Raw genomic sequence first — 22,604 nt, 5'->3', positions numbered from 1 at the left:
CAAGGGAGATGACGATGTTCAAGAAGCTCTCGCTCGCTGCTGCCGCCCTTGCCGTCGGCGCGACGGCCATGGTTCCGACCGCTGCTTCGGCGCAGCGTTATTATGGCGACCGTTATGAGCGTGCCTATGGCGATGCCTATTATGACGGCTACAACCGTGGGCCGCGTTACGACCGTCGCTATTATGACAATCGCGGCTATGCCTATCGCGGCCCGCAGCGCTGCAACAACGGCACCACGGGCACGATCGTCGGCGCGATCGCCGGTGGCCTGCTCGGCCGCACCATCGACTCGCGGGGTGACCGCACCCTCGGCACGATCCTGGGCGGCGGCGCCGGTGCGCTGGCCGGTCACGCGATCGAGAAGTCGAACAATCCCGGCTATTGCCGTTAATCATCGGGCGTGAGGGGCCATGGCCCCTTCCGTCATACAAAGAACCCCGCTGGCCTCTCGCTGGCGGGGTTTTCTCATCCGCCGCGCCGTTCGCGCTGAGCGAAGTCGAAGCGCACGGGAACTGCTCTCGGAAAGGCTTGGGCGTGGGCTTCGACTTCGCTCAGCCTGAACGGAGTTGAGGGAACGTCACCCCTAGGCGGGTTCGTGAGCCATGGCTCACGAACCTAACTACCGCGCCCCGCGCCCCCGCCGTTCGCCACGGCGTTCCTTGCGATACTGCTTGGCATGCGCCTTGGCGCGCTGTTTCAGCACGTCCTTGGGCGGCGGACCGCGATCCTCTTCCTGCGGCAGCACATCGCCGCGAATCTCGTCGAAGCCGAGCTGGTTCATCGACTCGGCAAAGTGGCTCGGCAACTCGGCGGTCTGGTCAATGCGACCGCCATCGGGATGGTCGACGCGGATGCGGCGCGCGTGCAGGTGCATCTTGCGGCTGATCCCGCCGGTGAGGAAGGCCGCTGCCCCGCCATATTTGCCGTCGCCGACGATCGGATGGCCGATCGCCGCCATATGCACGCGCAACTGATGGGTGCGACCCGTAAAGGGCTGCAACTCGACCCAGCAACAGCGATTGCCCGCACGCTCGATCACCCGGTAGCGCGAGCGGGCGGCCTGGCCGTTCTCCTCATCGACATGCATCTTCTCGCCACCGGTACCCGGCTGCTTGGCGATGGGCAGTTCGATCGTGCCGTCCTCGATCGACGGCACGCCGACGACCAGCGCCCAGTAGATCTTCTTGGCGGTGCGCCCCGAAAACGCCTTGGCGAAGAACGCCGCCGAGCGTGCGTTGCGCGCGACGAGGAGCGCGCCGGACGTATCCTTGTCGAGCCGATGGACCAGCTTGGGCCGCCCCTCCGCCTCGAACTGCAACGCGTCGAGCAGGCCGTCGACATGGGTGGTGGTCTTGGTCCCCCCTTGCGTCGCCAGGCCCGGCGGCTTGTTCAGGACCAGCGCGTCGCGGTCCTTGTGGATCACCATCTCGCGGGCGAACGCGGCCTCGTCTTCGGACAGGATGTTGCGCGGACGGCTCGGCTTGGCGCTTTCGGCGGGCGCGGGCTCGGCGGGGGGCACGCGCAGCACTTGGCCTGCCGTGATGCGGTCGCCCGGCGTCGCGCGCGCGCCATCGACGCGGAGCTGCCCGGTACGCGCCCATTTGGCCACGGTGGTGAAGCTGGTGTCGGGCAAATGCCGCTTGAACCAGCGGTCCAGCCGGATACCGTCATCGTCGTAACCGACCGTGAATTGGCGGACAAAGTCCGTCATGCGAAAATCCTTGTAATCGAAAGTCCGGCCCAAAGCGCGGCCAGCGAACCCAGCAACGACAAGGCGATATAACCGAGCGCGACCGTCACCTGGCCGCGTTCGATGAGCGTGATCGTGTCCAGCGAGAAGGAGGAAAAGGTGGTGAAGCCCCCCAAAACCCCCACGCCGATGAACAGTCGCCACCCCTCCGTACCGCCGGTGCGCGCCATGATGCCGGCCAGCAAGCCCATCAGCAGCCCGCCGACCCAGTTGACGGTCAGCGTGCCATAGGGAAAGCCTGGACCAAGCGCGTGGAGCATGAATCGCCCGGTCAGATGCCTGGCCCCCGACCCCAATGCGCCGCCCAGCATCACGAGAAGAAGCGGTGACATGATTCCGCTCCCCTAGCGCAAGGCCGCTTTCCAAGCAAAGGAAGCTTGCAAGGCGTCCGGGATCAGCCGCCCTTGACGATCAGGTCGACATCGGTGCCGCCGTCACGCCGCGCGGTGGCATAGACGATATAGGCCGCCGCCCCCTGCGTGCCGCCCAGCACATGCTGCGCCCCATCGCGCTTATGGTCCGCATCATAGCCGGCGGCGGTGGCGCGGGTGAAATAATAGTCGATGACCTTGTCGACAGGTCCGCCCGCGCGGAAGCTGACGATCCGCACATGGCATCCCCCGGCGTCATTGCCGGCGGCCTCGTTCAGCCGGCTGCCCGGATAGACCGCGAAGGCGGCCGGCAAATGTCCTGCCCAGCCGGCCGAATAGCGAAGCCCCGCCAGACACCGGGCATTGGCCGCCTGTTGCCCCGCCAGAGCGCCGAGCGTCAGGGCCTTGGCCGAGGCGCGGCATTCGGGACAGTCGGACGAAGCCTTGGGCGCCGATTTCAGCGTGCGGGGATCGACCGGGTCGCCCGGCGGCGGCAGGACGGGCACCTGGTCGCTGTCCGGCCGATTGGGCGGACGCACGGCATTGGCATTCGATGTCTGGGTCAGACCCGGATCGACCATGATCTGACCCGCCAGCGCCTCGGCCAGTTGCGGGTCCTGCGCCGGCTGGCCGTCATTCATCGCCGCCAGTTCGTTATCGAGCGCGTTCAGTTGCGCATCGTCATCCGACTGGCCGCCGCAGCCGGCCAGCAGCAGACAAGTCAGGGGAATCAGAATTCGCAGCGGCTTGGCCATCATGTCCATCGCTGTAGCATGCACCGCCGATGCGATCGTTAACGGTGGCGGCCTTCCCAAGCGCGTTTCGTCCCACGCTGGGATGAGGTGTCGCACGCTTGTATATCGCGCGATCGGCCGCCATCTTGGGCGCCATGCTGAACCTTTTCTCGATCGTCATCGGCGTCGTCGCGCTTTTGCTCGGCATCGTGCCGTTCCTGCCCTTCTTCGCCTGGGGCTATTGGTTCGTCATCCCGATCGCGATCGTCGGTGCCGCCGTCGGCTCCCTGTCGTCACGCAACAGCGGTCGGAACCTCAATCTCATCCTGATCCTGATCTTCGGCCTTCGCCTGATGCTGGGTGGTGGCCTGATCTGAATGCGAAACGGCCCGGCACGCGAAGGTGCCGGGCCGTCCTGATCGCAGAGCAGAGGGGCTTAGCGGCAGCGAACCTGACCGCGATCGATCTGCTGCCCCAGCAGCGCGCCGCCGCCCGCACCGATCAGCGTGCCGAGCAGACGCGAACCACCGCCCGCAATCACATTGCCCAGGGCGCCGCCGGCCAGACCGCCGACTACCAAGCCGGTGGTCCCGTCATTGCGACGGCAATAGTAGCGCCCGTTCATGCCGCGATAGATGCGGTCGTTCCGCCCCAGGCTCCGGGGCTGATAATAGCGGCCGTCGCGGTAATAGCGCTCGGCATAATAGCCGCGCTGGCCCGGCTCGAACCGGTTATAGTCGTAATTGCGCCAACGAATGTCGCGCATGTCGCGGCGATAGTCCTTGCGCGCGTCGCGCACTTCGTCGCGATATTCCCGGCGCGCCTCGCGAACGTCACGCCGCGAATCGGCATTGCGGACATCACGGCGATAATCGTGGCGAGCATCCCGGATTTCGTCGCGATATTCGCGGCGCGCTTCCCGGCCATTGCTCTGCGCCGCGACCGGTATGGCGGTAAAAGTGATCGCGGCCATCGTGGCCGATAAGAGAGCGATACGCATAACTATACTCCCGTCTTCTGAGGTGAGGGTTGAACGCCCTGTTTGCGGAAGTCGTTTCGTGAACCGAAAACTACCTTCCATTCATCGACGAGACATGAGCAAGTGATTGAAGATCGTAGCAAAAAGGGCGCCACCCGAAGGTGACGCCCTTTTTGCTTTTGGGTATGGGAAGAGGCGATCAGCGGCAGCGGCGGCTGCTGGTGCCACGCTCCACTTCGCGACCGGCCAGCGCGCCGACGGCGGCACCGCCCAGCGTACCCAGCGTACGGTCGCCGCGCGTATCGATGGTGCGGCCTAGCAGAGCGCCCGCGACGCCACCGACGACCAGACCGGTCGTGCCATCGGGCTTGCGGCAGCGGACACGGCCGCGATCGTCGCGCCATTCGCGATACTTGTACCGGCGCTGCGCATCGGCAGCGGTGACGGGCAGAACCAGCGACGGGACGACCATGGCGGTGCAACCCAGTGCGAGCATCAATTTCCGCATGACAATTTTCCTTTCGAACATGATCTGATGCCGTAACGTTCGCATCCTAATGTCCGTTGCATGAACCAAACATAACGTGCCGTTCATGACAGGGCATCCTTCCGCCGGCCTTTCCCCCGGATCATCCCCGCCCTAAGAGCAGGGGGCGATGCTTCCCGAACCGACCGCCATGCTGCCCGCCGCGATGCCGTGGCTCGACCTTGCCGGTCTGGCGGTGTTTGCCGTCTCGGGCGCGCTGGCGGCGGCCAAGCATCGCCAGACCATGGTGACGCTGGTCTTCTTCGCGCTCATCACCGGGGTCGGCGGCGGGACACTGCGCGACTTGCTGATCGATGCGCCGGTCTTCTGGGTGCATGACGCGCGGGTCCCCGCCGTCTGTCTGGCCGCCGCCGTCGCGGTTTGGGCGACGCCCGAGCGCTGGTGGCGCGGCAGCGCGCTCGACTGGTTCGATGCGGTGGGACTGGCAGCCTATGCCGTGTATGGCGCGGCGAAGGCGAGCGGCTATGGTATCCCGCCCATCCCGGCCGCCATGCTGGGCGTGGTGTCGGCCTGTGTCGGCGGCATCATCCGCGACGTGATCGCCGGCGAACCATCGATCCTGATGCGGCCCGAACTCTACGTCACCGCCGCCGCGCTCGCCTCGACCAGCTATGTCATCCTGATGCAATTGGGGGTGCCCATGGCGGGCCCGATCGCCGCGCTGGCCGGGTTCATCCTGCGCGGGGCGGCGATTCGCTATCGGCTCGCCCTGCCCGCCTACCCCGCCGAGAAATGGGAGGATCGGTAGTGATTCCCTTGGCCTTCGACTTCGCTCAGCCTGAACGGGCTGGAGTATGTATTCCCTACTTCCGTTCAGCCTGAGCGAAGTAGAAGGCCACGCCGACTCATCACCGCCCGAGCATCAACTCCGGTCGCACCACCCGGTCGAAGGTCGCTTCATCGACCAATCCCAGTTCCAGCCCCGCTTCCTTCAGCGTCTGCCCCTTCTCATGCGCATGCTTGGCGATCTTGGCGGCATTGTCATAACCGATCTCGGGCGCCAGCGCCGTAACCAGCATCAGCGAGCGGTCGAGGAGTTCGCCGATCCGATCGCGATTGACCGTCATCCCCTCGACCGTGCGCTCGGCGAAGCTCTCCATGCCGACCGACAGCAGATGGATCGATCGTAGGACGTTCGCGCCAATTAGTGGCTTGAAGACGTTCAGTTCCAGATGCCCCTGAAGCCCCCCCACGGTCACGGCGGCATTGTTGCCGATCACTTGGGCGGCGACCATGGTCAGCATCTCGCACTGGGTCGGGTTGACCTTGCCCGGCATGATCGAGCTGCCCGGCTCGTTGGCGGGCAATTCCAGTTCGCCCAGCCCAGAGCGCGGGCCGGAGCCGAGCAGGCGGATGTCATTGGCGATCTTGGTCAGCGCCACCGCGAGCACGTTGAGCGTGCCGTGCAGATCGACCAGCCCGTCATTGCTCGCCAGCGCCTCGAACTTGTTGGGCGCGGTGACGAAGTCGAGCCCGGTCGCGTCGGCGATCTCGGCTGCGATCGCCTCGGCAAAACCATGCGGCGCGTTCAGACCGGTGCCGACCGCCGTGCCCCCTTGCGCGAGCGGCAGGATGTTGCGGTGAAGCGTCCCCTCGATCCGGTCGCGGGCATTGGCGAGTTGCTGGACATAGCCGGAGAATTCCTGGCCCAAAGTCAGCGGGGTCGCGTCCTGCAAATGGGTGCGGCCGATCTTGACGATCGAATCCCATTCCTTGGCCTTGGCATCGAGCGCGGCGTGAAGCCGGTCGAGCGCGGGGAAAAGCTGCTTCGTCACCGCCAGAGCGGCAGCGACATGGAGCGCAGTCGGGAAGGTATCGTTGGAGGACTGACCGCGATTGACGTCGTCATTAGGGTGAACGGGCGACTTTCCCCCACGCGTACCGGTCAGGATTTCGTTGGCACGGCCCGCGATCACCTCATTGGCGTTCATGTTGGACTGGGTGCCGGAGCCGGTCTGCCAGATGACCAGCGGGAACTGGTCGTCATGCCGCCCCTCGATCACCTCCTGCGCCGCCGATTCGATCGCATCGGCCTTTTCGCCCGCGAGGCCATGGCCGCGATTGATCCGTGCCGCGGCCTTTTTAACGATGGCGAGCGCATGGACGATGCCGATCGGCATCTGCTCGCGCGCGCCGAAGGGGAAATTCTCAAGACTCCGTTCGGTCTGCGCGCCCCAATAGGCGTCGGCGGGGACTTCGATCGGGCCGATCGAATCGGTTTCGGTGCGGGTCTGGGTCATGGGCAGAGGGACTCACCGGATAGGGGATGGGTTCCTTCAATCTAGCCCTGCTGATCCCACTAAACAAAGGCCCCACCCCGGCGAAGGCCGGGGTCCAGTCGCTGCCCGCTCTCAATAGCGTTTGGCGTTTGCCTCCCACGCAACCGCAAGGCGCGCCCTATGCCTATTAGAGACTTGGCCCCGGCCTACGCCGGGGAAGTCGAAAATTTTGGTTCGCGGAGGCGCGGAGGGGGTTCGCTTTGCGGTATCTCCGACCCTACCCCAACGGCGGTGGGGGGGCAGGACGTCGCGGCCAGTGCCGGACACCGCCGCGCCCTCGCGCGAAATTACTTCTTCCGCTTGAAATCCACGGCGACGACGTTGCTGCCGTCTTCGACCGGCTTGGCGACCGGTTCGTCATTCTCGGCCGAATCATGCGGATCGGGATCGCCCTGGGGATCGTCCGCCACATGGAAGCCCAGTTCGAACTGCACTTCGGGATCATGGAAGCGGGTGATCGCCGAATAGGGGATGACCAGCTTCGACGGCACCTGGTTGAAGCTGAGCCCAACCGAGAAGCGATTCTCGTCCACCGTCAGGTCCCAGAAGCGATTTTGCAGGACGATGGTCATCTCGTCCGGGAATCGCTCGATCAGACGCTGCGGAATGTCCACGCCGGGCGCCTGGGTCTTGAAGGTGATGTAGAAATGGTGGGTGCCGGGCAAGTGTCCCGTCTCCGCCACCGGGCCGAGCACACGCCCCACCACGGCGCGCAGGGCCTCCTGCACGATGTCGTCATAGGGGATGAGGCTGTCGGGCAATCCTTCGGTCATGTCCCTTGGACTAGCGGCCTTTGATCGCGGGTCAAGATTGCATGGGACGGATAGGTGTTTAAGGGAGGGGCCATGCGCACCGCCACCGTCCACCGCGCCACTGCGGAAACCGTCATCGACGTCACCGTCAATCTCGACGGCACCGGCGTCTATCAGAACGCCACCGGCATCGGCTTTCTCGATCACATGCTCGACCAGCTGTCGCGGCATTCGCTGATCGATCTGTCGGTCAAGGTCGAGGGCGACCTGCATATCGACGGCCACCACACCACCGAGGACAGCGCGTTGGCGATCGGACAGGCCTTTGCCAAGGCGCTGGGCGACAAGCGCGGCATCTATCGCTACGGCGAGGCGCTTTCGCCGATGGACGAGGTGCTGACCCGCACCGCGCTCGACATTTCGGGCCGCCCCTGGCTGGTGTGGAAGGTGCCGTTCACCAATCCCATGCTCGGCACGCTCCAGACCGAGATGATCGAGCACTGGTTCCACAGCTTCGCGCAGGAGGCGGGCATCACGCTCCATGTCGAGCTGCTGCACGGCCACAACAATCATCACATCGCCGAGAGCATCTTCAAGGGCTTGGCCCGTGCGCTGCGGATGGCGGTGGAGATCGACCCGCGCAAGGCCGACGCCATCCCCTCGACCAAGGGCATGCTGTGACGCTGGCGCTGATCGACATCGAATCGGGCAATCTCCATTCGGTCGACAATGCGCTGCGTGCGGCGGGGGCGAGCGACGTCGTCATCACCGCCGACCCGGACGTGATCGCCAAGGTCGACCGCATCGTCCTGCCGGGCGTCGGCGCGTTCGGGGCGTGCGCGGCGAATCTGCGCGCCGTGGATGGGCTGGAAGAAGCGCTGCGCGATGCCGCCCTCACCCGCGCCCGCCCCTTCTTGGGCATTTGCGTCGGGATGCAGTTGCTCGCCGACACCGGCGAGGAGATGGGCGAGCATCGCGGGCTCGGCTGGATTCCCGGTCGAGTCGCGCGTCTCACGCCCACCGATCCCACGGCAAAGGTCCCGCATATGGGCTGGAATGACGTCCAGCCCGTGGGCGAGCATCCGCTGATCGTGCCGGGCGAGGCCTATTTCCTGCACAGCTATGCCTTTACCGGCGCGCATGTGCTGGCGACCACCGACCATGATGGCCCCGTCACCGCCGCGATCGGCCGCGACACGGTGGTCGGCGTCCAGTTTCACCCCGAGAAGAGCCAGCGCTACGGCCTCTCGCTTCTGACCCGTTTCCTGGAGTGGCATCCGTGAGCTTGATCGTCTTCCCCGCCATCGATCTGAAGGGCGGCCAGGTCGTCCGCCTGGCCGAGGGCGATATGGACCGCGCCACCGTCTATGGCGACGATCCCACCCATCAGGCGATGCTTTTCGCCGAGGCGGGCGCGCAACACTTGCACGTCGTCGACCTCGACGGCGCCTTTGCGGGCGAATCGGTCAATGGCGAGGCCGTACAGGCGATCGTCAAAGCCTTTCCCGGCCATGTCCAGCTGGGTGGCGGCATCCGGAAAGCAGAGAATGTCGAGCGTTGGTTCGACCTGGGCGTGTCGCGCGTGGTGATCGGCACGGCGGCGCTGGAGAATCCCGACTTCGTGCGCGACATGGCCAAGGCCTATCCGGGCGGCATTGTCGTCGCGGTCGATGCGAAGGACGGCATGGTCGCGACGCGTGGCTGGGCCGACGTGTCGGACGTGTCTGTCGAGGACCTTGCCCGCCGGTTCGAGGATGCGGGCGTGGCGGCGCTGCTGTTCACCGATGTGGGCCGCGACGGATTGCTCAAGGGCTGCAACGTGCCCGCGACCGTCGATCTCGCCCGCGCGGTGCGCATCCCGGTCATCGCCAGCGGTGGCGTTGCCGGGATCGGCGATATCCACATGCTGGCGTTGCATCATCAGGATGGGGTGGAGGGCGTCATCACCGGCCGCGCGCTCTATGACGGGCGGCTCGATCTGGCGGCGGCGCTGTCAGTGGCGGCCGCCGCATGACGGTCCGCGCACGCGTCATCCCCTGTCTGGACGTCGCCAATGGCCGGGTGGTCAAGGGCGTCAACTTCGTTGACCTGATCGATGCGGGCGATCCGGTCGAACAGGCGCGTGCCTATGATGCGGCGGGCGCGGACGAGCTCTGCTTCCTCGACATCACCGCCAGCCATGAGGCGCGCGGGACCATCCTGGACGTGGTGCGGCGGACGGCGGCGGTGTGCTTCATGCCGCTGACCGTCGGCGGCGGCGTGCGCACGGCAGAGGATGCGCGCGCGCTGCTGCTGGCGGGCGCCGACAAGGTCGCGGTCAACTCCGCCGCGGTCAGCCGCCCCGAAGTCGTCTCCGACATCGCCGAGCGATTCGGTAGCCAGTGCTGTGTCGCCAGCGTCGATGCGCGGCGGGCGGCCGATGGCTGGGAGGTGTTCACCCATGGCGGACGGCGCGCGACCGGGATCGATGCGGTCGAGCATGCACTGCGGCTGGCCGAACTGGGCGCAGGCGAATTGCTGGTCACCTCGATGGACCGGGACGGCACGCGCGGCGGCTATGACCTGGAGCTGATCCGCACCATCGCCGACCGGACCAGCGTGCCGGTGGTGGCGTCGGGCGGCGTCGGCGGGCTGGACGATCTGGTGGCGGGGGTGCGTGACGGCCATGCCTCGGCGGTGCTGGCGGCGTCGATCTTCCACTTCGGCGACGCGTCGATCGCGGATGCACATCGGGCCCTCGCGGCGGCGGGAGTGCCGGTTCGGGCGCATTGAGTTCACGCGAAGCCGCTAAGCCGCGAAGATTCCTTTGGTTCGCGTGGAAACGCGGAGGGTCTGGTTGTTGGGGGAGGCGGTGGCCTGCACATCGGACCGGGTGCGCGTCTCCCGATCGACGGGGCGGGTAGAGATGCTCCCCAACCCCCGTTCAGCCTGAGCGAAGTCGAAGGCCAAGGGATAACTTCACCACCTGGCGGAGTGCAGGACGTGCGCTTCGACTTCGCTCAGCGTGAACGGGGCGGGGGAGAGGCGGCGGATGGGAGACGTGGTCCTGCCGTATGGAAAGCCAATCGCCAACCTAACAACCACCCCCTCCGCGCCTCCGCGCGAACCAGAAAATCTTCGCAGCTTAGCGGCTTCGCGTGAACAAAAATCCCCCGGATGACCCATGCGCAGACCGCTGCTAACATCCCAACATGCCCCTCGCCTCCCTGACCACCGCCGCCGCGCATAACGGAGCGCCCAAGCCGCGAAGCCATCCCGAATGGTCCGACATCGGCCTGTTCGTCTTCGCGATCGGCGCGATCTGGTTGCTCCGCCACTTGATGCGCCGCCGGAACCGCAAGGATTGACGCCGCCCGCCGCCTGCGCCACCCACGCCGCCATGGACATGCTCGACCGCCTCGAAGCCACGATCCGCGCGCGCCGGGACGAAGGTGACGCCGCCACCTCCTATGCAGCCAGCCTCTTTGCCAAGGGGCGCCCCAAGATCGCGCAGAAGCTGGGCGAGGAAGCGGTGGAAACCGTCATCGCCGCCATGGCCCAGCCCGACAAGATCGTGTCCGAGGCCGCCGACCTGCTCTTCCACCTGATCGTGCTGCTGACCGATGCGGGCCTGTCGCTGGACGATGTCCGCGCCGAACTGGCACGGCGCGAGGGCGTGTCGGGGCATGAGGAAAAGGCCGCGCGGCCCCGCTGAGCTTCACGGAGATTATCGATGCCGATCGACGCCACCCAGCCTTATGACGACCAGAATATCTTCGCGAAGATCCTGCGCGACGAAATCCCGTCGCGCCGGGTCTATGAGGATGAATGGGCCGTCGCCTTTCACGACATCGCGCCGCACGCACCGACACATATCCTCGTGATCCCGCGCGGCCCCTATGTCTCATGGGACGATTTCGCAGCGCGTGCCAGCGAGGCGGAGATCGCCGGTTTCGTCCGCGCGGTCGGCCATGTCGCGCGCGAAGCGGGCGCGGTCGAACCCGGCTATCGCCTGCTTGCCAATATCGGGCCGGATGCGGGACAGGAGGTGCCGCACCTGCACGTCCACATCCTGGCGGGCCGTCCCCTGGGACCCATGCTCGCCAGATAAGGGCGTTTTTGGTGGCAACGGCGCATTCGCCCCCTCCCTCTGTCGCATTTGTCACCTCTTTTGGTTTGCACGTAATAAAATTGCAGCTAACCTCCCGCCGTCATTCATCGAACGCCGGGCATACTCCCATTGGGGTAGCCCTTCCCTTGGGGGGATTGGACATTCATGATTTTCGGGCGCGTTAAGCCTCTGGACGCCATATTGGCGACCGCCGAGAAGAAGGGGCTGCAACGATCGCTAGGCGCGTTCCAGCTCACCATGCTGGGTATCGGCGCCGTCATCGGCACGGGTATCTTCGTTCTCACCTCCGAAGCCGCGCAAAAGGCGGGGCCGGGCATGATGCTGTCCTTCGTGCTGGCGGGTTTCGTCTGCGCGGTGGCGGCGCTCTGCTATTCCGAGCTGGCCTCGATGGTCCCGGTCGCGGGGTCGGCCTATACCTATACCTATGCGGTCATGGGCGAGCTTCTCGCCTGGATGGTCGGCTGGGCCTTGATCCTCGAATATGCGGTCGGCGCATCCGCCGTCGCGGTCGGTTGGTCGGGCTATGTCGTCGGGCAGATCCGCAATCTGCTGGGCATCGACATACCCATGGAATGGGTCAACGGCCCCTCCTCAGGCGGTTACATCAACCTGCCCGCCGTCATCATCTCGCTGCTGGTCACTTGGTTGCTCGTGGTCGGCACGACCGAGAGCGCGCGCGTCAATGCCATCCTGGTCGCGATCAAGGTCGCCGCGCTGACCCTGTTCATCGCGCTGTCGGTGCCGGTCATGAACGGCGCCCATTTCGAGCCGTTCATGCCGACCGGCCTGACCGGCGTGGCGGGGGCCGCGGCGTCGATCTTCTTCGCCTATGTCGGCTTCGACGCGGTGTCGACCGCCGCTGAGGAGACCAAGAACCCGCAGCGCAACGTGCCGATCGGTCTGATCGCCTCGCTGCTGTTCTGCACCATCTTCTATCTGCTGGTCTCGGCGGGCGCGATCGGCTCGCCGCTGGGCGCGCAGCCGGTGCGCGATGCCGCCGGTGTGGTGCTGTCGCCGGGTACGTCGGAACTGGCCGCGCAGTGCAAGGCGATCGTCGCTGGTGGAACGCCTGAGCCGCTGTCCTGCTCGCGCGAGGCGCTGGCGCATGTCCTGCGCACCATCGGATGGGAAAAGATCGGCAATCTGATCGGCCTGGCGGCCACGCTGGCGTTGCCTTCGGTCGTGCTGATGATGATGTTCGGCCAGACCCGCGTGTTCTTCACCATGGCGCGTGACGGCCTGCTGCCCGAAAAGCTGGCCTCGGTGCATCCGCGCTACCGCACGCCGCACGTCGTGACGATCGTGACCGGCATCGCCGCAACCATCGCCTCGGCCTTCCTGCCGGTCGGTAAGCTGGCGGATTATTCCAACTCGGGCACGCTGTTCGCGTTCTTCATGGTCGCGCTATCGGTGATGGTGCTGCGCAAGACCGATCCGGGTCGCAAGCGTCCGTTCCGCACGCCCGCCGTGTATATCGTCGCGCCAGCCGCGATGATCGGGTGCGCCTATCTCTACTTCTCGCTGCCGCTGATCGCGATCCTGGTCCTGCCGGGTTGGGGCGCGGTGGGTCTGCTGATCTACTTCCTCTATAGCCGCAAGCGCAGCCATGTCGGGCGCGGCATCATCGATGTGGTGGAAGACCCCGCGATGCAGCCGGAAATCGCCAAGCCGCTCGATCGCTGATCGGATTCGCCAGACATGGAAAAAGGGCCGGAGGAGCGATCCTCCGGCCCTTTTCTTTTATCCTGTCGCCATCACGGCCTGCGCCGAGATGACAGCGGATCGATCAGAGGCTGGCGGCCAGCGCCTTCAGGTCCACCTGCGGCCGTGCGCCGAAATGGCTGATGATCTCGGCGGCGCAGGCGGCGCCCAGCGTCAGCGAAGCCTTCAGGTCTTGGCCCTGGGTCTGGCCATGGAGGAAGCCCGCGGCGAACAGGTCGCCCGCCCCGGTGGTGTCGATCACCTTGTCCACCGGGTGTGCCGGTACCGTCACGCGCTCGTCGCCGCGCTGCGCCAGCGCACCCTTTTCGGCGAGCGTCACGACCAGCGTCTCGACCTTGTCCTTCAGCGAGGCGATGGCCGCCTCGACATCGGCGGTTTCGGTCAGCGCGACGATCTCGGTCTCATTGGCGAAGATCACGTCGATCATGCCGCCATCGATCAGCGCATGGAAATCGGCGCGGTGACGGTCGATCACGAACTCGGCCGAGGCGGTGAAGGCGATCTTGCGGCCCGCCTCCCGCGCGACTTCGATCGCGGCGCGCATCGCGGCGCGGGGCTCTTCGGGGTCCCACAAATAGCCTTCGATATAGAGATAGGCCGCATCCGCGATCAGCGCGCGGTCCAGCGCCTCGGCGGGCAGATAGTGCGATGCGCCGAGGAAGGTGTTCATCGTCCGCTGGCCATCGGGGCTGACAAAGATCATGCAGCGCGCCGTGGTCGGCTGCCCCGCACGCGCCGGCGTGTCGAAACGGACGCCCGCCGCGCGAATGTCGTGCGCGAAGACCTGGCCTAGCTGATCGTCGGCGACCTGGCCGATAAAGGCCGTCTTGCCGCCCAGCGCGGCGATGCCCGCCAGCGTGTTGGCGGCCGAGCCCCCCGAAATCTCGCGGCCCGGGCCCATCTTGTCGTACAGCGCATCGGCCTCCTCGGTCGAGAAGACGAGCTGCATCGCGCCCTTGGTCATGCCCTGTTCGGCGATGAAATCATCCTCGGCCGAGGCGAGGATGTCGACGATCGCATTGCCGATCGCCACCACGTCATAAGTGGGGTTGGTCAAGAAACAGGCTCCGGGAAAAACATGATGATGCCGTCGCCCTAGTCAGCGCGCTACCCCCGCGCAAGGGATGCCCGAGGGGCCCCGCCATCCACGCAAAAGCCGTGTTCGATCGCATTGACTTGGCCCCGCCCCCCACGCCATCCCTGATGTCATGATCCGCGCCTTCTTCTTGTCGTTGGGGCAGCTCGGCGATCCCGTCATCCGCCGGGTCCTGTTCCGCTCGCTGGCGATGACGCTGGCCTTGTTCGTCGTCGCCGGCGTCGCGCTCTGGTGGGGGGTGCGGGCGGCGCTCACCGGCTGGTTGGGCGCGCAGGCCGGGGGCTGGTCGGCGGCGCTGGTCGTGGCGGTCGAGATCGTGACGCTGTGGCTGGCCTTTCGCGCCGTGGCGATGGCAGTGGTCGGGCTGTTCGCCGAGGATATCGTCGCGGCGGTCGAAGCGCGCCATTATCCCAAGGCGCTGGACACCGCCCGGCCGGTTCCCTTGGCGCGGGGGATAGCGATGGGGCTGGGCTCGGCAGGGCGGGTCGTGGCGATCAACCTGGTATTGCTGCCGGTCTATATCGGGCTGCTGGTGACCGGGGTCGGTACGGCGGCGATGTTCTTGTTGGTCAATGGCTGGCTGCTGTCACGCGATCTGGGCGACATGGTGGCGGCGCGGCATATGGATGCGGGCGCGATGCGTCGCTGGCGCAAGGCGACCGGGCCGCAGCGACTGCTCTTGGGCCTTGCCGTCGCGGTGCTGTTCGTGGTTCCGGGGCTGAACCTGCTGGCCCCGGTCCTGGGCGCCAGCATGGCGACGCATTTCTTCCATCGGAGGCGACCGGCATGACCACCTTCTGGCGCAGGTACGCGCTGCTCCTGCTCCCCCCCCTCGCCCTGGCCGGCTGCACCGTGCCGCAGACCGCCGCCCCGGTGCGGGGCATGGCGCCCGTCCCGGTGCCTTATACCAGCGTCGGGCTGGAGCGGGTGCTGGGCCAGGACGCAGCGGGGCTGACCAAGTTGTTCGGCGCGGCCGATGCCGATGTCCGTGAGGGCCAGGCACGCAAGCTGCAATATCAGGGCAAGTTCTGCGTCCTCGACGCCTATCTCTATCCCAAGGACGGGGGCGAGCCGCGCGTCTCCTATATCGACGCGCGCGAACCCGATGGCAGCGCGATCGACCGCGCGAGCTGTGTCGCGGCGCTGACCCGGCGCGACGGCGGCCGCTGATGCGACCCGATCTGTGGCTCGCCTTTGTCGCGGCAACGCTGGTCATCGGGTTGGTGCCCGGGCCCGGGGTCGCGGCGATCCTGGGCTATGCGATCGGATCGGGACGGCGCACCGCCTTTGCCTCGGTGGCCGGGCTCGCGCTGGGCAATGCCGGCGCCGCGATCGCCAGCCTGGCGGGGGTGGGTGCGCTGCTGGCGGCCTCGGCCTTTCTGTTCGGGCTACTCAAATGGGCGGGTGCGGTCTATCTGATCACGATCGGCGTGCTGTCGCTGTGGCGCGCTCGCGATACGCAGGCGGTGGCCGTTCGCCCGCGCATGATCACACCGCGCGCGGCGTTTCTGGGCAATCTGGGTGTCGGGACCTTCCACCCCAAGACGATCCTGTTCCTCGCCGCCTTTACACCGCAGTTTCTGGACCCCGCCCGCCCCTATGGAATGCAGGCCAGCCTGTTGGTCGTCACCTTCGTCCTGACCTTGGCGGCGACCGATTCCGCCTATGCCTGGGCCGCCTCCAGCGCGGGAGGGCTATTGCGATCGCCGAGAGCCCTGGCCTGGGCGCACCGCGCCGGCGGAGGCGCGTTGATCTTTGCTGGTTTGGCCACGGCGACTATCCGCCGATAACAAGGTGTTACGTCCCTGATCAGCACCCCGTTACGACCGAGGTGCGGTACGGTTCCCACAGTCATTCAAAAAAATTGATGCACTGCGGGAACAATTTTGCACCCCGACACATTTGCGCTATTGGGACGATGAACATTGCCGCGTCTTGGCGGTCGTTCGCCATGGGAGATTATATATGATGAAGTTTCTGTCTGCTGTTGCCGCCACCGCGCTTGTTGCCGCTCCGGTTGCCGCTGCCCCGACCAACCCGGCCGCCAGCCTGTCGGTTTCGAAGTCGGTTCGCGCTTCGGCTCCGTCGGCCAAGAGCAACAAGCTGGCCGGCGGCGGCGTCCTGGCCGCGCTGATCGCCGCTGGCGTCGTCGCCATCGGTGTTGTCGCGATCGTCAAGGACGACAACGCGGACAGCAACTGATCGGACTGGGCGGGTTCGCCCGCCCATAGGTCAACGCATGTGAATGCGCGGAGAGGGAGCCGGTTTCGGCTCCCTCTTTTGCGTTGGGGTATCAGGCGCCCCAGTCCAGCCCCTCGGCATCCGGGTAGAAATCGTCATCGGCAACCTCCGGGCGCGAGGGCGCGGCTTGAGCCGGCGGGAGCGATGGTGCTCCCCCGCCAAAGCGGACGCGAATATAGGCGACGCTCTTATCCAGCCCTTGGAAGACGGCCTGCACCTCGTCCCCTCGCCTGATCCGCATGCCGACCCATGGCGCCCGTTCAGCCGACAGATAGCCACCCTGAACACCCCTCGAACTGAATACCGCGATCGCGTTGGGATCATGGGCGTTGCGCGGTTCGGGGCGCAGCGTCACCGGATCGCCGACGGCGGAGGCCAGCCATTCGAACCGCCTGTTGCTCCGCGCCTTGTCCTCATTGGGAAAGTCGATCCCCACCACCGCCAGCGTCATCTCGTCCATCGCCTCTAGCTGGTGGCGATGGTTCGCCGCGTCCAGGGGTGCGCCTCCCCTCCCAATCCGTCACGATCCCGCTATGGTGCAATCATCCTGTCCCATTCGGAGTCACCATGTCCGTTGCCGCCCTGGCGATGCTGCTCGCCGCCCAGACGCCCAATCCCACCGCCGCTCCTGCGGTCGCCCCGATCCTGACCACGCCCGATGCGCGTGACGTGCACAGCTTCGCCCGGCCGCTGGAGGCACGGGTGAGCCATGTCTCGCTCAATCTCTATGCCGATTTCGACACCCATGTGATCCGCGGCGTCGCGACCCTGTCGGTCGATGCCAAGCCCGATGCCAAGCAACTGGTGGTCGATGACAATGGCCTGCGCATCGTGACGGTGACCGATGCGCAGAACCGCCCCCTGCCCTACACGGTCGGCCAGGCGGACAAGGTGCATGGCGCGCCGTTGACGATCACGCTGAACGGCAATCGCACGGTCAAGATCGCCTATGCCTCCGCGCCCGGCGCCAAGGCGCTGCAATGGCTTTCGCCCGAACAGACGGCGGGCAAGAAACAGCCCTATCTGTTCAGCCAGGGCGAGGCGATCCTCAACCGTAGCTGGATTCCGACCCAGGATTCGCCCGGCATCCGCCAGACCTGGGACGCCACCGTCAACGCCCCCTGCGCGCTGACCGTCGTGATGAGCGGCGAGCGGACGGCCGAGACGCCGTGCGAGGGCGGCCGCCACACCGCCAGCTATCGCATGGACAAGCCGGTCGCCCCCTATTTGATCGCGCTTGCCATCGGCGACCTGAAGTTCAAGCCCTTAAGCGCCAACACCGGCATCTGGACCGAACCCGCGATGCTCGACAAATCGGCCTGGGAGTTTGCCGGGCTCGACAAATTCGTGACCGCCGCCGAGGGGCTGTACGGCCCCTATCGCTGGGGTCGCTATGACGTGCTGGTCCTGCCGCCCAGCTTCCCGTTCGGTGGCATGGAAAACCCCATGCTCACCTTCGCCACGCCGACGGTGCTGGCGGGCGACCGCAGCCTCGTCAGCCTGATCGCGCATGAACTGGCGCATAGCTGGTCGGGCAATCTGGTCACCAACGCGACCTGGGACGATTTTTGGCTGAACGAAGGCTTCACCAGCTATTTCGAAAACCGGATCATGGAGTCGATGTACGGCAAGCGCCGCGCCGCCATGGAGGCGGACCTGGCCTGGACCGACATGCAGAATGCGGTGAAGGAAGCCGGCGGTCCTGAATCGCCCGACACCAAGCTGCACCTTGATCTCGATGCCAAGCGGGATCCCGACGACGGCATGACCCAGATCGCCTATGACAAGGGCGCGACCTTCCTGCGGACGATCGAGTCGGTGGTCGGCCGGCCGCGCTGGGACGCGTATTTGCGCGGCTATTTCGATCGCCACGCCTTTCAGCCCCAGACGAGTGCGGGCTTCCTCGCCGATCTGAAGGCCAATTTGCTCAAGCCCGGCGAGGCGGAGAAGATCGGCGTCGACCAATGGGTCTATCAGCCGGGCATCCCCGCCAATGCCGTCCATGTCCGCTCCGACGCCTTCCCCGCGATCGACGCGGCGGCCAAGGTGTTCGCGACCGGCGGCCCCGTCTCGGCCGTCCCCGACAAGGTCACGACGCAGGAATATGTCCGCTTCCTCGACCAGTTGCCGCGCCAGTTGCCTGCCAGGCGGCTCGCCACGCTCGACGGGCGGTTTCATTGGAACGAGACGGGCAATAGCGAGATCCGCTTCGCCTGGCTGCGCCTCGCGCTCGCCAACCGCTATCCGCCCGCTGAGGCCTCAGCCGAGCAGTTCCTGACGTCGCAAGGCCGCCGCAAGTTCGTCGCACCGCTGTTCCAGCAGCTTCAGGGCCAGGGCGAATGGGGCCAGGCGCTGGCCAAGCGAATCTACGACAAAGCGCGTCCGGGCTATCATTCGGTAACCCAGGTGACGGTGGATCGCCTGCTCGGACGGTAAAGCGAGCCTCTTACACGGCGAAATGAGGAACGAAATTTTCGTTTCGCCGTGTGACTTTCAGGTCACCGCCGCCGAAACACCGTTCACCGGATATGGTTCCGGCCGCGCTTTCCAACGCGTTTAGCCCCGGTTAATCGACACTCACACCGACATTCCGACCGGGGGGTCACGTGAAGTTCAAGGCATTTGCAGTGCGATTCGCGCTGATGGCATCGTGCGGCCTGATGATGGCCGCTCCCGCCGCAGCTCAGTTCTGGCAGTGTGCGCCCTATGCCCGCGAGATTTCGGGCATCGATATTCATGGCAACGCCAACACCTGGTGGGGCCAAGCCGAGGGCCGTTACGAGCGTGGCCACACGCCGGCGGAAGGTTCGGTCCTGGCGTTCGAGGCGACCCACCGCATGCGCGTCGGCCATGTCGCGATGGTCAGCAAGGTCATCAGCGGCCGCGAAGTCCTCCTGACCCACGCCAACTGGTCGCGTCGCGGCGGCATCGAGCGTGACGTCCGCGCGGTCGACATCTCGCCGAACAACGACTGGTCGATGGTCAAGGTCTGGTACGGCCCCAATGGCGGCCTGGGCACCTCGGCCTATCCGACCAAGGGCTTCATCTATGCCGGCCACAAGCCCAGCGTCTCGTCGCTGCCCGCGACCGAAATCGCTTCGAACACCAATGGCCGCGTCAACGGCATCCTGACCTTCGCCGCGCCGACTCAGTAATCGGCGGTTCGGGCTTACAGTCCCGACGATTTTATCAAGCGCGGAACGTGCACTTCGACTTCGCTCAGTGCGAACGGAGTGAGAGACAAGGCCCCAATCCTCGCCGACCTGCGCTACAAATTCCGTTCAGCCTGAGCGAAGTCGAAGGCCACGGGAATCCCCGCCCGCAAGGCTAAGCCGCCCGGAACGTCATCGCCACGCCGTTCATACAGTACCGCTTGCCCGTCGGCTTCGGCCCATCGTCGAAGACATGGCCGAGATGGCCACCGCACCGGCTACAATGCACCTCGACCCGCTCCATCATCAGCGATCGGTCGCTATGCATACCGACGACCTTAGGCAGCGGCGCCCAGAAGCTAGGCCAGCCCGTGCCGCTATCGAACTTGGTCTTCGACGAGAAGAGCGGTTGCGCGCACCCCTTGCAGGAAAAGACGCCGCTGCGATGCTCGCCGTTGAGCGGGCTGCTATAGGGCCGTTCAGTGCCCTCACGGCGCAGGACGTCATAGGCCGCCGGCCCCAGTTTCTGCCGCCATGCGGCATCGCTCATCGCAACGGGAAAGCGCTCCGCCGCCTCGGCCTCATGGCCACAGGCGGACAGCCCGACGCCGATAGCCCCCAGGCCCATCAGTGAGAGAAAAGCGCGGCGATCGGAAGGCGATGCGGTCATAGACCCAAGATAGGAAGGCCGTCTGCATACGCAAAGGCCCGTCACCCCTCCTATAGGATCAGGCCCGCTTCCGCCGCCAGAAGGGCTGCGCACTGCCCGATTGCAGCACGCCGCGCCGGAACAGCCGCGCACCCATGGTCACGAAGATCGCGACCCATAGCCCCTGCCAGGCCAGCGCCAGCGCGTGTGGCCACAGCGCATCGTCCGCCGCCGCCAGTCCCGCCATCGCAAAGGGCGAGGATAGCGGAAATATCTCCGCCACCCGGGCCAGCCAGCCATCGGGTTCGGACAAGCCGCTGAGCGTCAGGGTGAACATGCCGACCTGCACGATAGTGATCGGCAGCGAGAGCATCTGAATCTCCCGCATCGTCGATGCCTGCGCGCCGATCGTCAGGAACACCGAGCCCAGCAGCAGATAGGCCATGGTGAAATAAGCCACGAACAGGATCGCGAACATCGGCAGGCCGACCGCCGGAGACAATTCGCCGACCATGCCGGCGAAGGACGGCGGCAACAGGCTGGTCACCTGACCCATCACCGTTCCCCAAAAGCCGATGAACAATATCGCGACCCCGAACATGCCGAGCAACTTGCCCAGGAACACCGCCTCCAACGGCACGGCGGCGGCCAGCACCTCGATCACCTTGTTCGACCGTTCCTCCGCCATGGTACCGACGACCTGGCCGGCAAGGAACAGGGTCAGGAAGAAGACGCCGAACACCGCCAGGAACGCCGTCTGGTTCTGGCCTCCCAGCGTCGCGCGCTGGCGGCTGAACGCGATCTTGGTCGGCGTACTGCTCGGCAACGGCCCGCCCAACCGTTCGGCGGCGAGCGCACTGCCCGCCAGAACCGCCAGATAATCGGCGGTCCGGGCGCCACGCGGCCCATAGAGGATGGTCGGGCGGTCAAGCGGGCCATAAAGGACCGCCGTCGCATCATAATCCTTCGCCTCGAAACTGGCACGCGCCTGCGCCGCTATATCGCGCGCGGGCGACAGGGTGACGAGCGACGGTGGCTCCTCGTCCCGGCGGAAAACCTTGCGCGCGCGCTGATCCGCCTCGGCAAAGGCCGGCGCCACGGCGTCGGGGACGATCGCGACGATGCGCACCCGCTCGCTGCCCTGATCGGCGGCCTGGCGTGCGCCGAGCGCGCCGATGGTGCTGAACGCGACCATGATCAGCGGCGCGAACAGGAACAGAAGGAAGATCGGCGTGAAGACGGTGGCGATGAAATCGCGCCGGGCGATCGTCATCGTCTGGCGGATCAGGCGACGCGCGCTCATGCCGCGACCTCCGCAGCAGATTCGCCGACGATGCGGACAAAGGCCTCGTGCAGGCTGGGTCGCTCGATTGACAGGTTCAGGATGCCCGCCCCCGCCGCCAGCAACCGGCCCAGCACCGGTTCGATCCCCTCATCGGGCAAGGCGAAGCGCCAATCCTCACCCTCGCGCACCGCATCGGCGGGCAAGGATGCAGGCGACACCCGGTCCGGATCGCGCGGACGATAGCGGACCCGAGCGCGCAACGTCCCGCGCGCTTCGTCCACCGTGCCCTCGAACCGGCGCCGGCCACCGGCGATGATCGCCAGCCGGTCGCACAGCCGCTCGGCATGGGCCATGACATGCGTCGAAAACAATATGGTCGCTCCCCGATCGCGCTCGCCGAGGATCAGCGCCTCGAGCCGTTCCTGATTGACCGGGTCCAGCCCCGAAAAGGGTTCGTCGAGCACCAGCAGGCGCGGCCGATGGACGACCGAGCCGAGCAGTTGCACCAGCTGCGCCATGCCCTTGGACAATTTGCGGATCTTGTTGTCGGCGGCATGGCCGAGTCCGGCCTGTTCCAGCAATTCGGACGCCCGCGCCCGCCCGGTCGCCCAGTCGAGCCCGCGCAGCGCGCCCATGAAGGCGATCGCCTCGCGCGCCTTCATCGCCGGGTAAAGCCCGCGCTCCTCGGGCAGATAGCCGACCAGATCGCTCGCATCGCGGGGATGGGCATGGCCCAGCAGCGTGCGATGCCCGGCATCGGGTTCGATAATGCCCAAGAGCATGCGCAAGGTCGTGGTCTTGCCCGCGCCATTGGGGCCCAGGACGCCGTACACCGCCCCCGTCGGCACGGCGATGTCGACTCCGTCCACCACGCTTCGATCGCCGAAACGCTTTGCCAGGCCCGAGGCGCTGACCGCCCACTGATTGTCCAAGCC

29 protein-coding genes are annotated in these 22,604 nt (G+C 66.1%); 17 read left to right on the top strand and 12 right to left on the bottom strand.

The features are described from left to right. Positions 1-14 precede the first annotated feature (14 nt). Complete coding sequence (locus tag SP6_RS01090) at positions 15-392, top strand: glycine zipper 2TM domain-containing protein (protein ID WP_007406065.1); 378 nt, start codon at positions 15-17, stop codon at positions 390-392. Between the two features lie 228 nt (positions 393-620). Here the strand turns inward: SP6_RS01090 and SP6_RS01085 are convergent, their stop codons facing one another. The 3 genes from SP6_RS01085 to SP6_RS01075 form a co-directional block, all read right to left on the bottom strand. Then, positions 621-1,712, bottom strand: coding sequence for an RluA family pseudouridine synthase (locus SP6_RS01085; protein ID WP_007406124.1), 1,092 nt, complete (start codon positions 1,710-1,712; stop codon positions 621-623). Continuing rightward, positions 1,709-2,083 (bottom strand): fluoride efflux transporter CrcB, encoded by a 375-nt coding sequence (gene crcB, locus SP6_RS01080; protein ID WP_037569354.1) that lies wholly within the window; start codon positions 2,081-2,083, stop codon positions 1,709-1,711. Before crcB ends, SP6_RS01085 begins: the two co-directional genes overlap by 4 nt. 62 nt (positions 2,084-2,145) lie before the next feature. Further along, positions 2,146-2,877, bottom strand: a complete 732-nt coding sequence (locus SP6_RS01075) for a hypothetical protein (protein ID WP_037569400.1) — start codon at positions 2,875-2,877, stop codon at positions 2,146-2,148. Positions 2,878-3,011: 134 nt separating this feature from the next. Here SP6_RS01075 and SP6_RS01070 point away from each other — a divergent pair, with 134 nt between their 5' ends. After that, the gene (locus SP6_RS01070; RefSeq protein WP_037569402.1) at positions 3,012-3,233 is read left to right on the top strand and encodes a hypothetical protein; all 222 of its coding nucleotides are present in this window, start codon (positions 3,012-3,014) and stop codon (positions 3,231-3,233) included. A gap of 59 nt (positions 3,234-3,292) precedes the next feature. Here SP6_RS01070 and SP6_RS01065 read toward each other — a convergent pair whose 3' ends face one another. Together SP6_RS01065 and SP6_RS01060 are read right to left on the bottom strand one after the other, a co-directional pair. After that, entirely contained in the window at positions 3,293-3,856 is a 564-nt protein-coding gene (locus SP6_RS01065) for a glycine zipper 2TM domain-containing protein (protein WP_037569356.1), read from the bottom strand. Between the two features lie 178 nt (positions 3,857-4,034). Next, entirely contained in the window at positions 4,035-4,343 is a 309-nt protein-coding gene (locus SP6_RS01060) for a glycine zipper 2TM domain-containing protein (protein WP_037569358.1), read from the bottom strand. Positions 4,344-4,491: 148 nt separating this feature from the next. Between SP6_RS01060 and SP6_RS01055 the strand changes: the two genes are divergently transcribed. Then, on the top strand, positions 4,492-5,130 hold the full coding sequence (locus SP6_RS01055; protein ID WP_037569360.1) for a trimeric intracellular cation channel family protein: 639 nt from the start codon (positions 4,492-4,494) through the stop codon (positions 5,128-5,130). Between the two features lie 100 nt (positions 5,131-5,230). Here SP6_RS01055 and fumC read toward each other — a convergent pair whose 3' ends face one another. Together fumC and SP6_RS01045 are read right to left on the bottom strand one after the other, a co-directional pair. Then, entirely contained in the window at positions 5,231-6,622 is a 1,392-nt protein-coding gene (gene fumC, locus SP6_RS01050) for a class II fumarate hydratase (RefSeq protein WP_007406101.1), read from the bottom strand. 326 nt (positions 6,623-6,948) lie between these two features. Next, positions 6,949-7,434, bottom strand: a complete 486-nt coding sequence (locus SP6_RS01045; RefSeq protein ID WP_007406096.1) for an SspB family protein — start codon at positions 7,432-7,434, stop codon at positions 6,949-6,951. Positions 7,435-7,506: 72 nt separating this feature from the next. On the opposite strand from SP6_RS01045, the gene hisB reads away from it, so the two are divergent. From hisB to SP6_RS01010, 8 genes are all read left to right on the top strand, one after another. Next, the gene (hisB, locus tag SP6_RS01040; RefSeq protein WP_007406107.1) at positions 7,507-8,094 is read left to right on the top strand and encodes an imidazoleglycerol-phosphate dehydratase HisB; all 588 of its coding nucleotides are present in this window, start codon (positions 7,507-7,509) and stop codon (positions 8,092-8,094) included. Further along, positions 8,091-8,696, top strand: a complete 606-nt coding sequence (gene hisH, locus SP6_RS01035; protein ID WP_007406098.1) for an imidazole glycerol phosphate synthase subunit HisH — start codon at positions 8,091-8,093, stop codon at positions 8,694-8,696. Before hisB ends, hisH begins: the two co-directional genes overlap by 4 nt. Next, positions 8,693-9,427: a 1-(5-phosphoribosyl)-5-[(5-phosphoribosylamino)methylideneamino]imidazole-4-carboxamide isomerase gene (hisA, locus tag SP6_RS01030; protein ID WP_037569362.1), complete on the top strand. Its 735-nt coding sequence runs from the start codon at positions 8,693-8,695 to the stop codon at positions 9,425-9,427. Before hisH ends, hisA begins: the two co-directional genes overlap by 4 nt. Then, positions 9,424-10,185, top strand: coding sequence for an imidazole glycerol phosphate synthase subunit HisF (hisF, locus tag SP6_RS01025; protein WP_007406114.1), 762 nt, complete (start codon positions 9,424-9,426; stop codon positions 10,183-10,185). Before hisA ends, hisF begins: the two co-directional genes overlap by 4 nt. A gap of 419 nt (positions 10,186-10,604) precedes the next feature. After that, positions 10,605-10,760: a hypothetical protein gene (locus SP6_RS21170; RefSeq protein WP_007406091.1), complete on the top strand. Its 156-nt coding sequence runs from the start codon at positions 10,605-10,607 to the stop codon at positions 10,758-10,760. 32 nt (positions 10,761-10,792) lie between these two features. After that, a complete protein-coding gene (locus SP6_RS01020; RefSeq protein WP_037569365.1) occupies positions 10,793-11,107 on the top strand; it encodes a phosphoribosyl-ATP diphosphatase in 315 nt (104 codons plus the stop codon). A gap of 18 nt (positions 11,108-11,125) precedes the next feature. Continuing rightward, entirely contained in the window at positions 11,126-11,503 is a 378-nt protein-coding gene (locus SP6_RS01015; RefSeq protein ID WP_007406044.1) for a histidine triad nucleotide-binding protein, read from the top strand. A 165-nt stretch (positions 11,504-11,668) separates the two neighbouring features. After that, the gene (locus tag SP6_RS01010; protein WP_007406142.1) at positions 11,669-13,207 is read left to right on the top strand and encodes an amino acid permease; all 1,539 of its coding nucleotides are present in this window, start codon (positions 11,669-11,671) and stop codon (positions 13,205-13,207) included. 103 nt (positions 13,208-13,310) lie between these two features. On the opposite strand, the gene SP6_RS01005 is transcribed toward SP6_RS01010, so the two are convergent. After that, positions 13,311-14,303, bottom strand: a complete 993-nt coding sequence (locus SP6_RS01005) for an adenosine kinase (protein WP_007406111.1) — start codon at positions 14,301-14,303, stop codon at positions 13,311-13,313. A 151-nt stretch (positions 14,304-14,454) separates the two neighbouring features. Between SP6_RS01005 and SP6_RS01000 the strand changes: the two genes are divergently transcribed. The 4 genes from SP6_RS01000 to SP6_RS00985 all read left to right on the top strand — a co-directional run bounded on the left by SP6_RS01000 (position 14,455) and on the right by SP6_RS00985 (position 16,544). Beyond that, the gene (locus SP6_RS01000) at positions 14,455-15,132 is read left to right on the top strand and encodes an EI24 domain-containing protein (protein WP_007406085.1); all 678 of its coding nucleotides are present in this window, start codon (positions 14,455-14,457) and stop codon (positions 15,130-15,132) included. Then, on the top strand, positions 15,129-15,512 hold the full coding sequence (locus SP6_RS00995; RefSeq protein ID WP_007406139.1) for a hypothetical protein: 384 nt from the start codon (positions 15,129-15,131) through the stop codon (positions 15,510-15,512). Before SP6_RS01000 ends, SP6_RS00995 begins: the two co-directional genes overlap by 4 nt. Continuing rightward, positions 15,512-16,132, top strand: a complete 621-nt coding sequence (locus SP6_RS00990; RefSeq protein ID WP_007406120.1) for a LysE family translocator — start codon at positions 15,512-15,514, stop codon at positions 16,130-16,132. Before SP6_RS00995 ends, SP6_RS00990 begins: the two co-directional genes overlap by 1 nt. A 175-nt stretch (positions 16,133-16,307) precedes the next feature. Then, positions 16,308-16,544 carry a hypothetical protein gene (locus SP6_RS00985; protein ID WP_007406138.1) on the top strand — a complete coding sequence of 79 codons (237 nt, stop codon included), beginning with the start codon at positions 16,308-16,310 and terminating at the stop codon, positions 16,542-16,544. A gap of 91 nt (positions 16,545-16,635) precedes the next feature. On the opposite strand, the gene SP6_RS00980 is transcribed toward SP6_RS00985, so the two are convergent. After that, entirely contained in the window at positions 16,636-17,043 is a 408-nt protein-coding gene (locus tag SP6_RS00980) for an HIRAN domain-containing protein (RefSeq protein ID WP_007406084.1), read from the bottom strand. Between the two features lie 107 nt (positions 17,044-17,150). Between SP6_RS00980 and SP6_RS00975 the strand changes: the two genes are divergently transcribed. Both SP6_RS00975 and SP6_RS00970 read left to right on the top strand, forming a co-directional pair. Then, positions 17,151-19,019, top strand: coding sequence for a M1 family metallopeptidase (locus SP6_RS00975; RefSeq protein ID WP_042468319.1), 1,869 nt, complete (start codon positions 17,151-17,153; stop codon positions 19,017-19,019). A 206-nt stretch (positions 19,020-19,225) separates the two neighbouring features. Next, on the top strand, positions 19,226-19,738 hold the full coding sequence (locus tag SP6_RS00970; RefSeq protein ID WP_050794209.1) for a CHAP domain-containing protein: 513 nt from the start codon (positions 19,226-19,228) through the stop codon (positions 19,736-19,738). Positions 19,739-19,910: 172 nt separating this feature from the next. Here SP6_RS00970 and msrB read toward each other — a convergent pair whose 3' ends face one another. Genes msrB through SP6_RS00955 form a run of 3 tightly spaced genes read right to left on the bottom strand, consistent with a single transcriptional unit; the run spans position 19,911 to position 22,601 of the window. After that, complete coding sequence (msrB, locus tag SP6_RS00965) at positions 19,911-20,405, bottom strand: peptide-methionine (R)-S-oxide reductase MsrB (RefSeq protein ID WP_037569370.1); 495 nt, start codon at positions 20,403-20,405, stop codon at positions 19,911-19,913. Positions 20,406-20,463: 58 nt separating this feature from the next. After that, the gene (locus SP6_RS00960) at positions 20,464-21,687 is read right to left on the bottom strand and encodes an ABC transporter permease (RefSeq protein WP_007406110.1); all 1,224 of its coding nucleotides are present in this window, start codon (positions 21,685-21,687) and stop codon (positions 20,464-20,466) included. Beyond that, a complete protein-coding gene (locus tag SP6_RS00955) occupies positions 21,684-22,601 on the bottom strand; it encodes an ABC transporter ATP-binding protein (RefSeq protein ID WP_007406048.1) in 918 nt (305 codons plus the stop codon). The genes SP6_RS00960 and SP6_RS00955 overlap by 4 nt, the downstream gene beginning before the upstream one ends. Positions 22,602-22,604: the final 3 nt, after the last annotated feature.

The organism is Sphingomonas paucimobilis NBRC 13935 (genome assembly GCF_000739895.2).
Taxonomy (GTDB): Bacteria; Pseudomonadota; Alphaproteobacteria; order Sphingomonadales; family Sphingomonadaceae; genus Sphingomonas; species Sphingomonas paucimobilis.
This window is presented reverse-complemented; position numbering and strand designations above follow the sequence as displayed.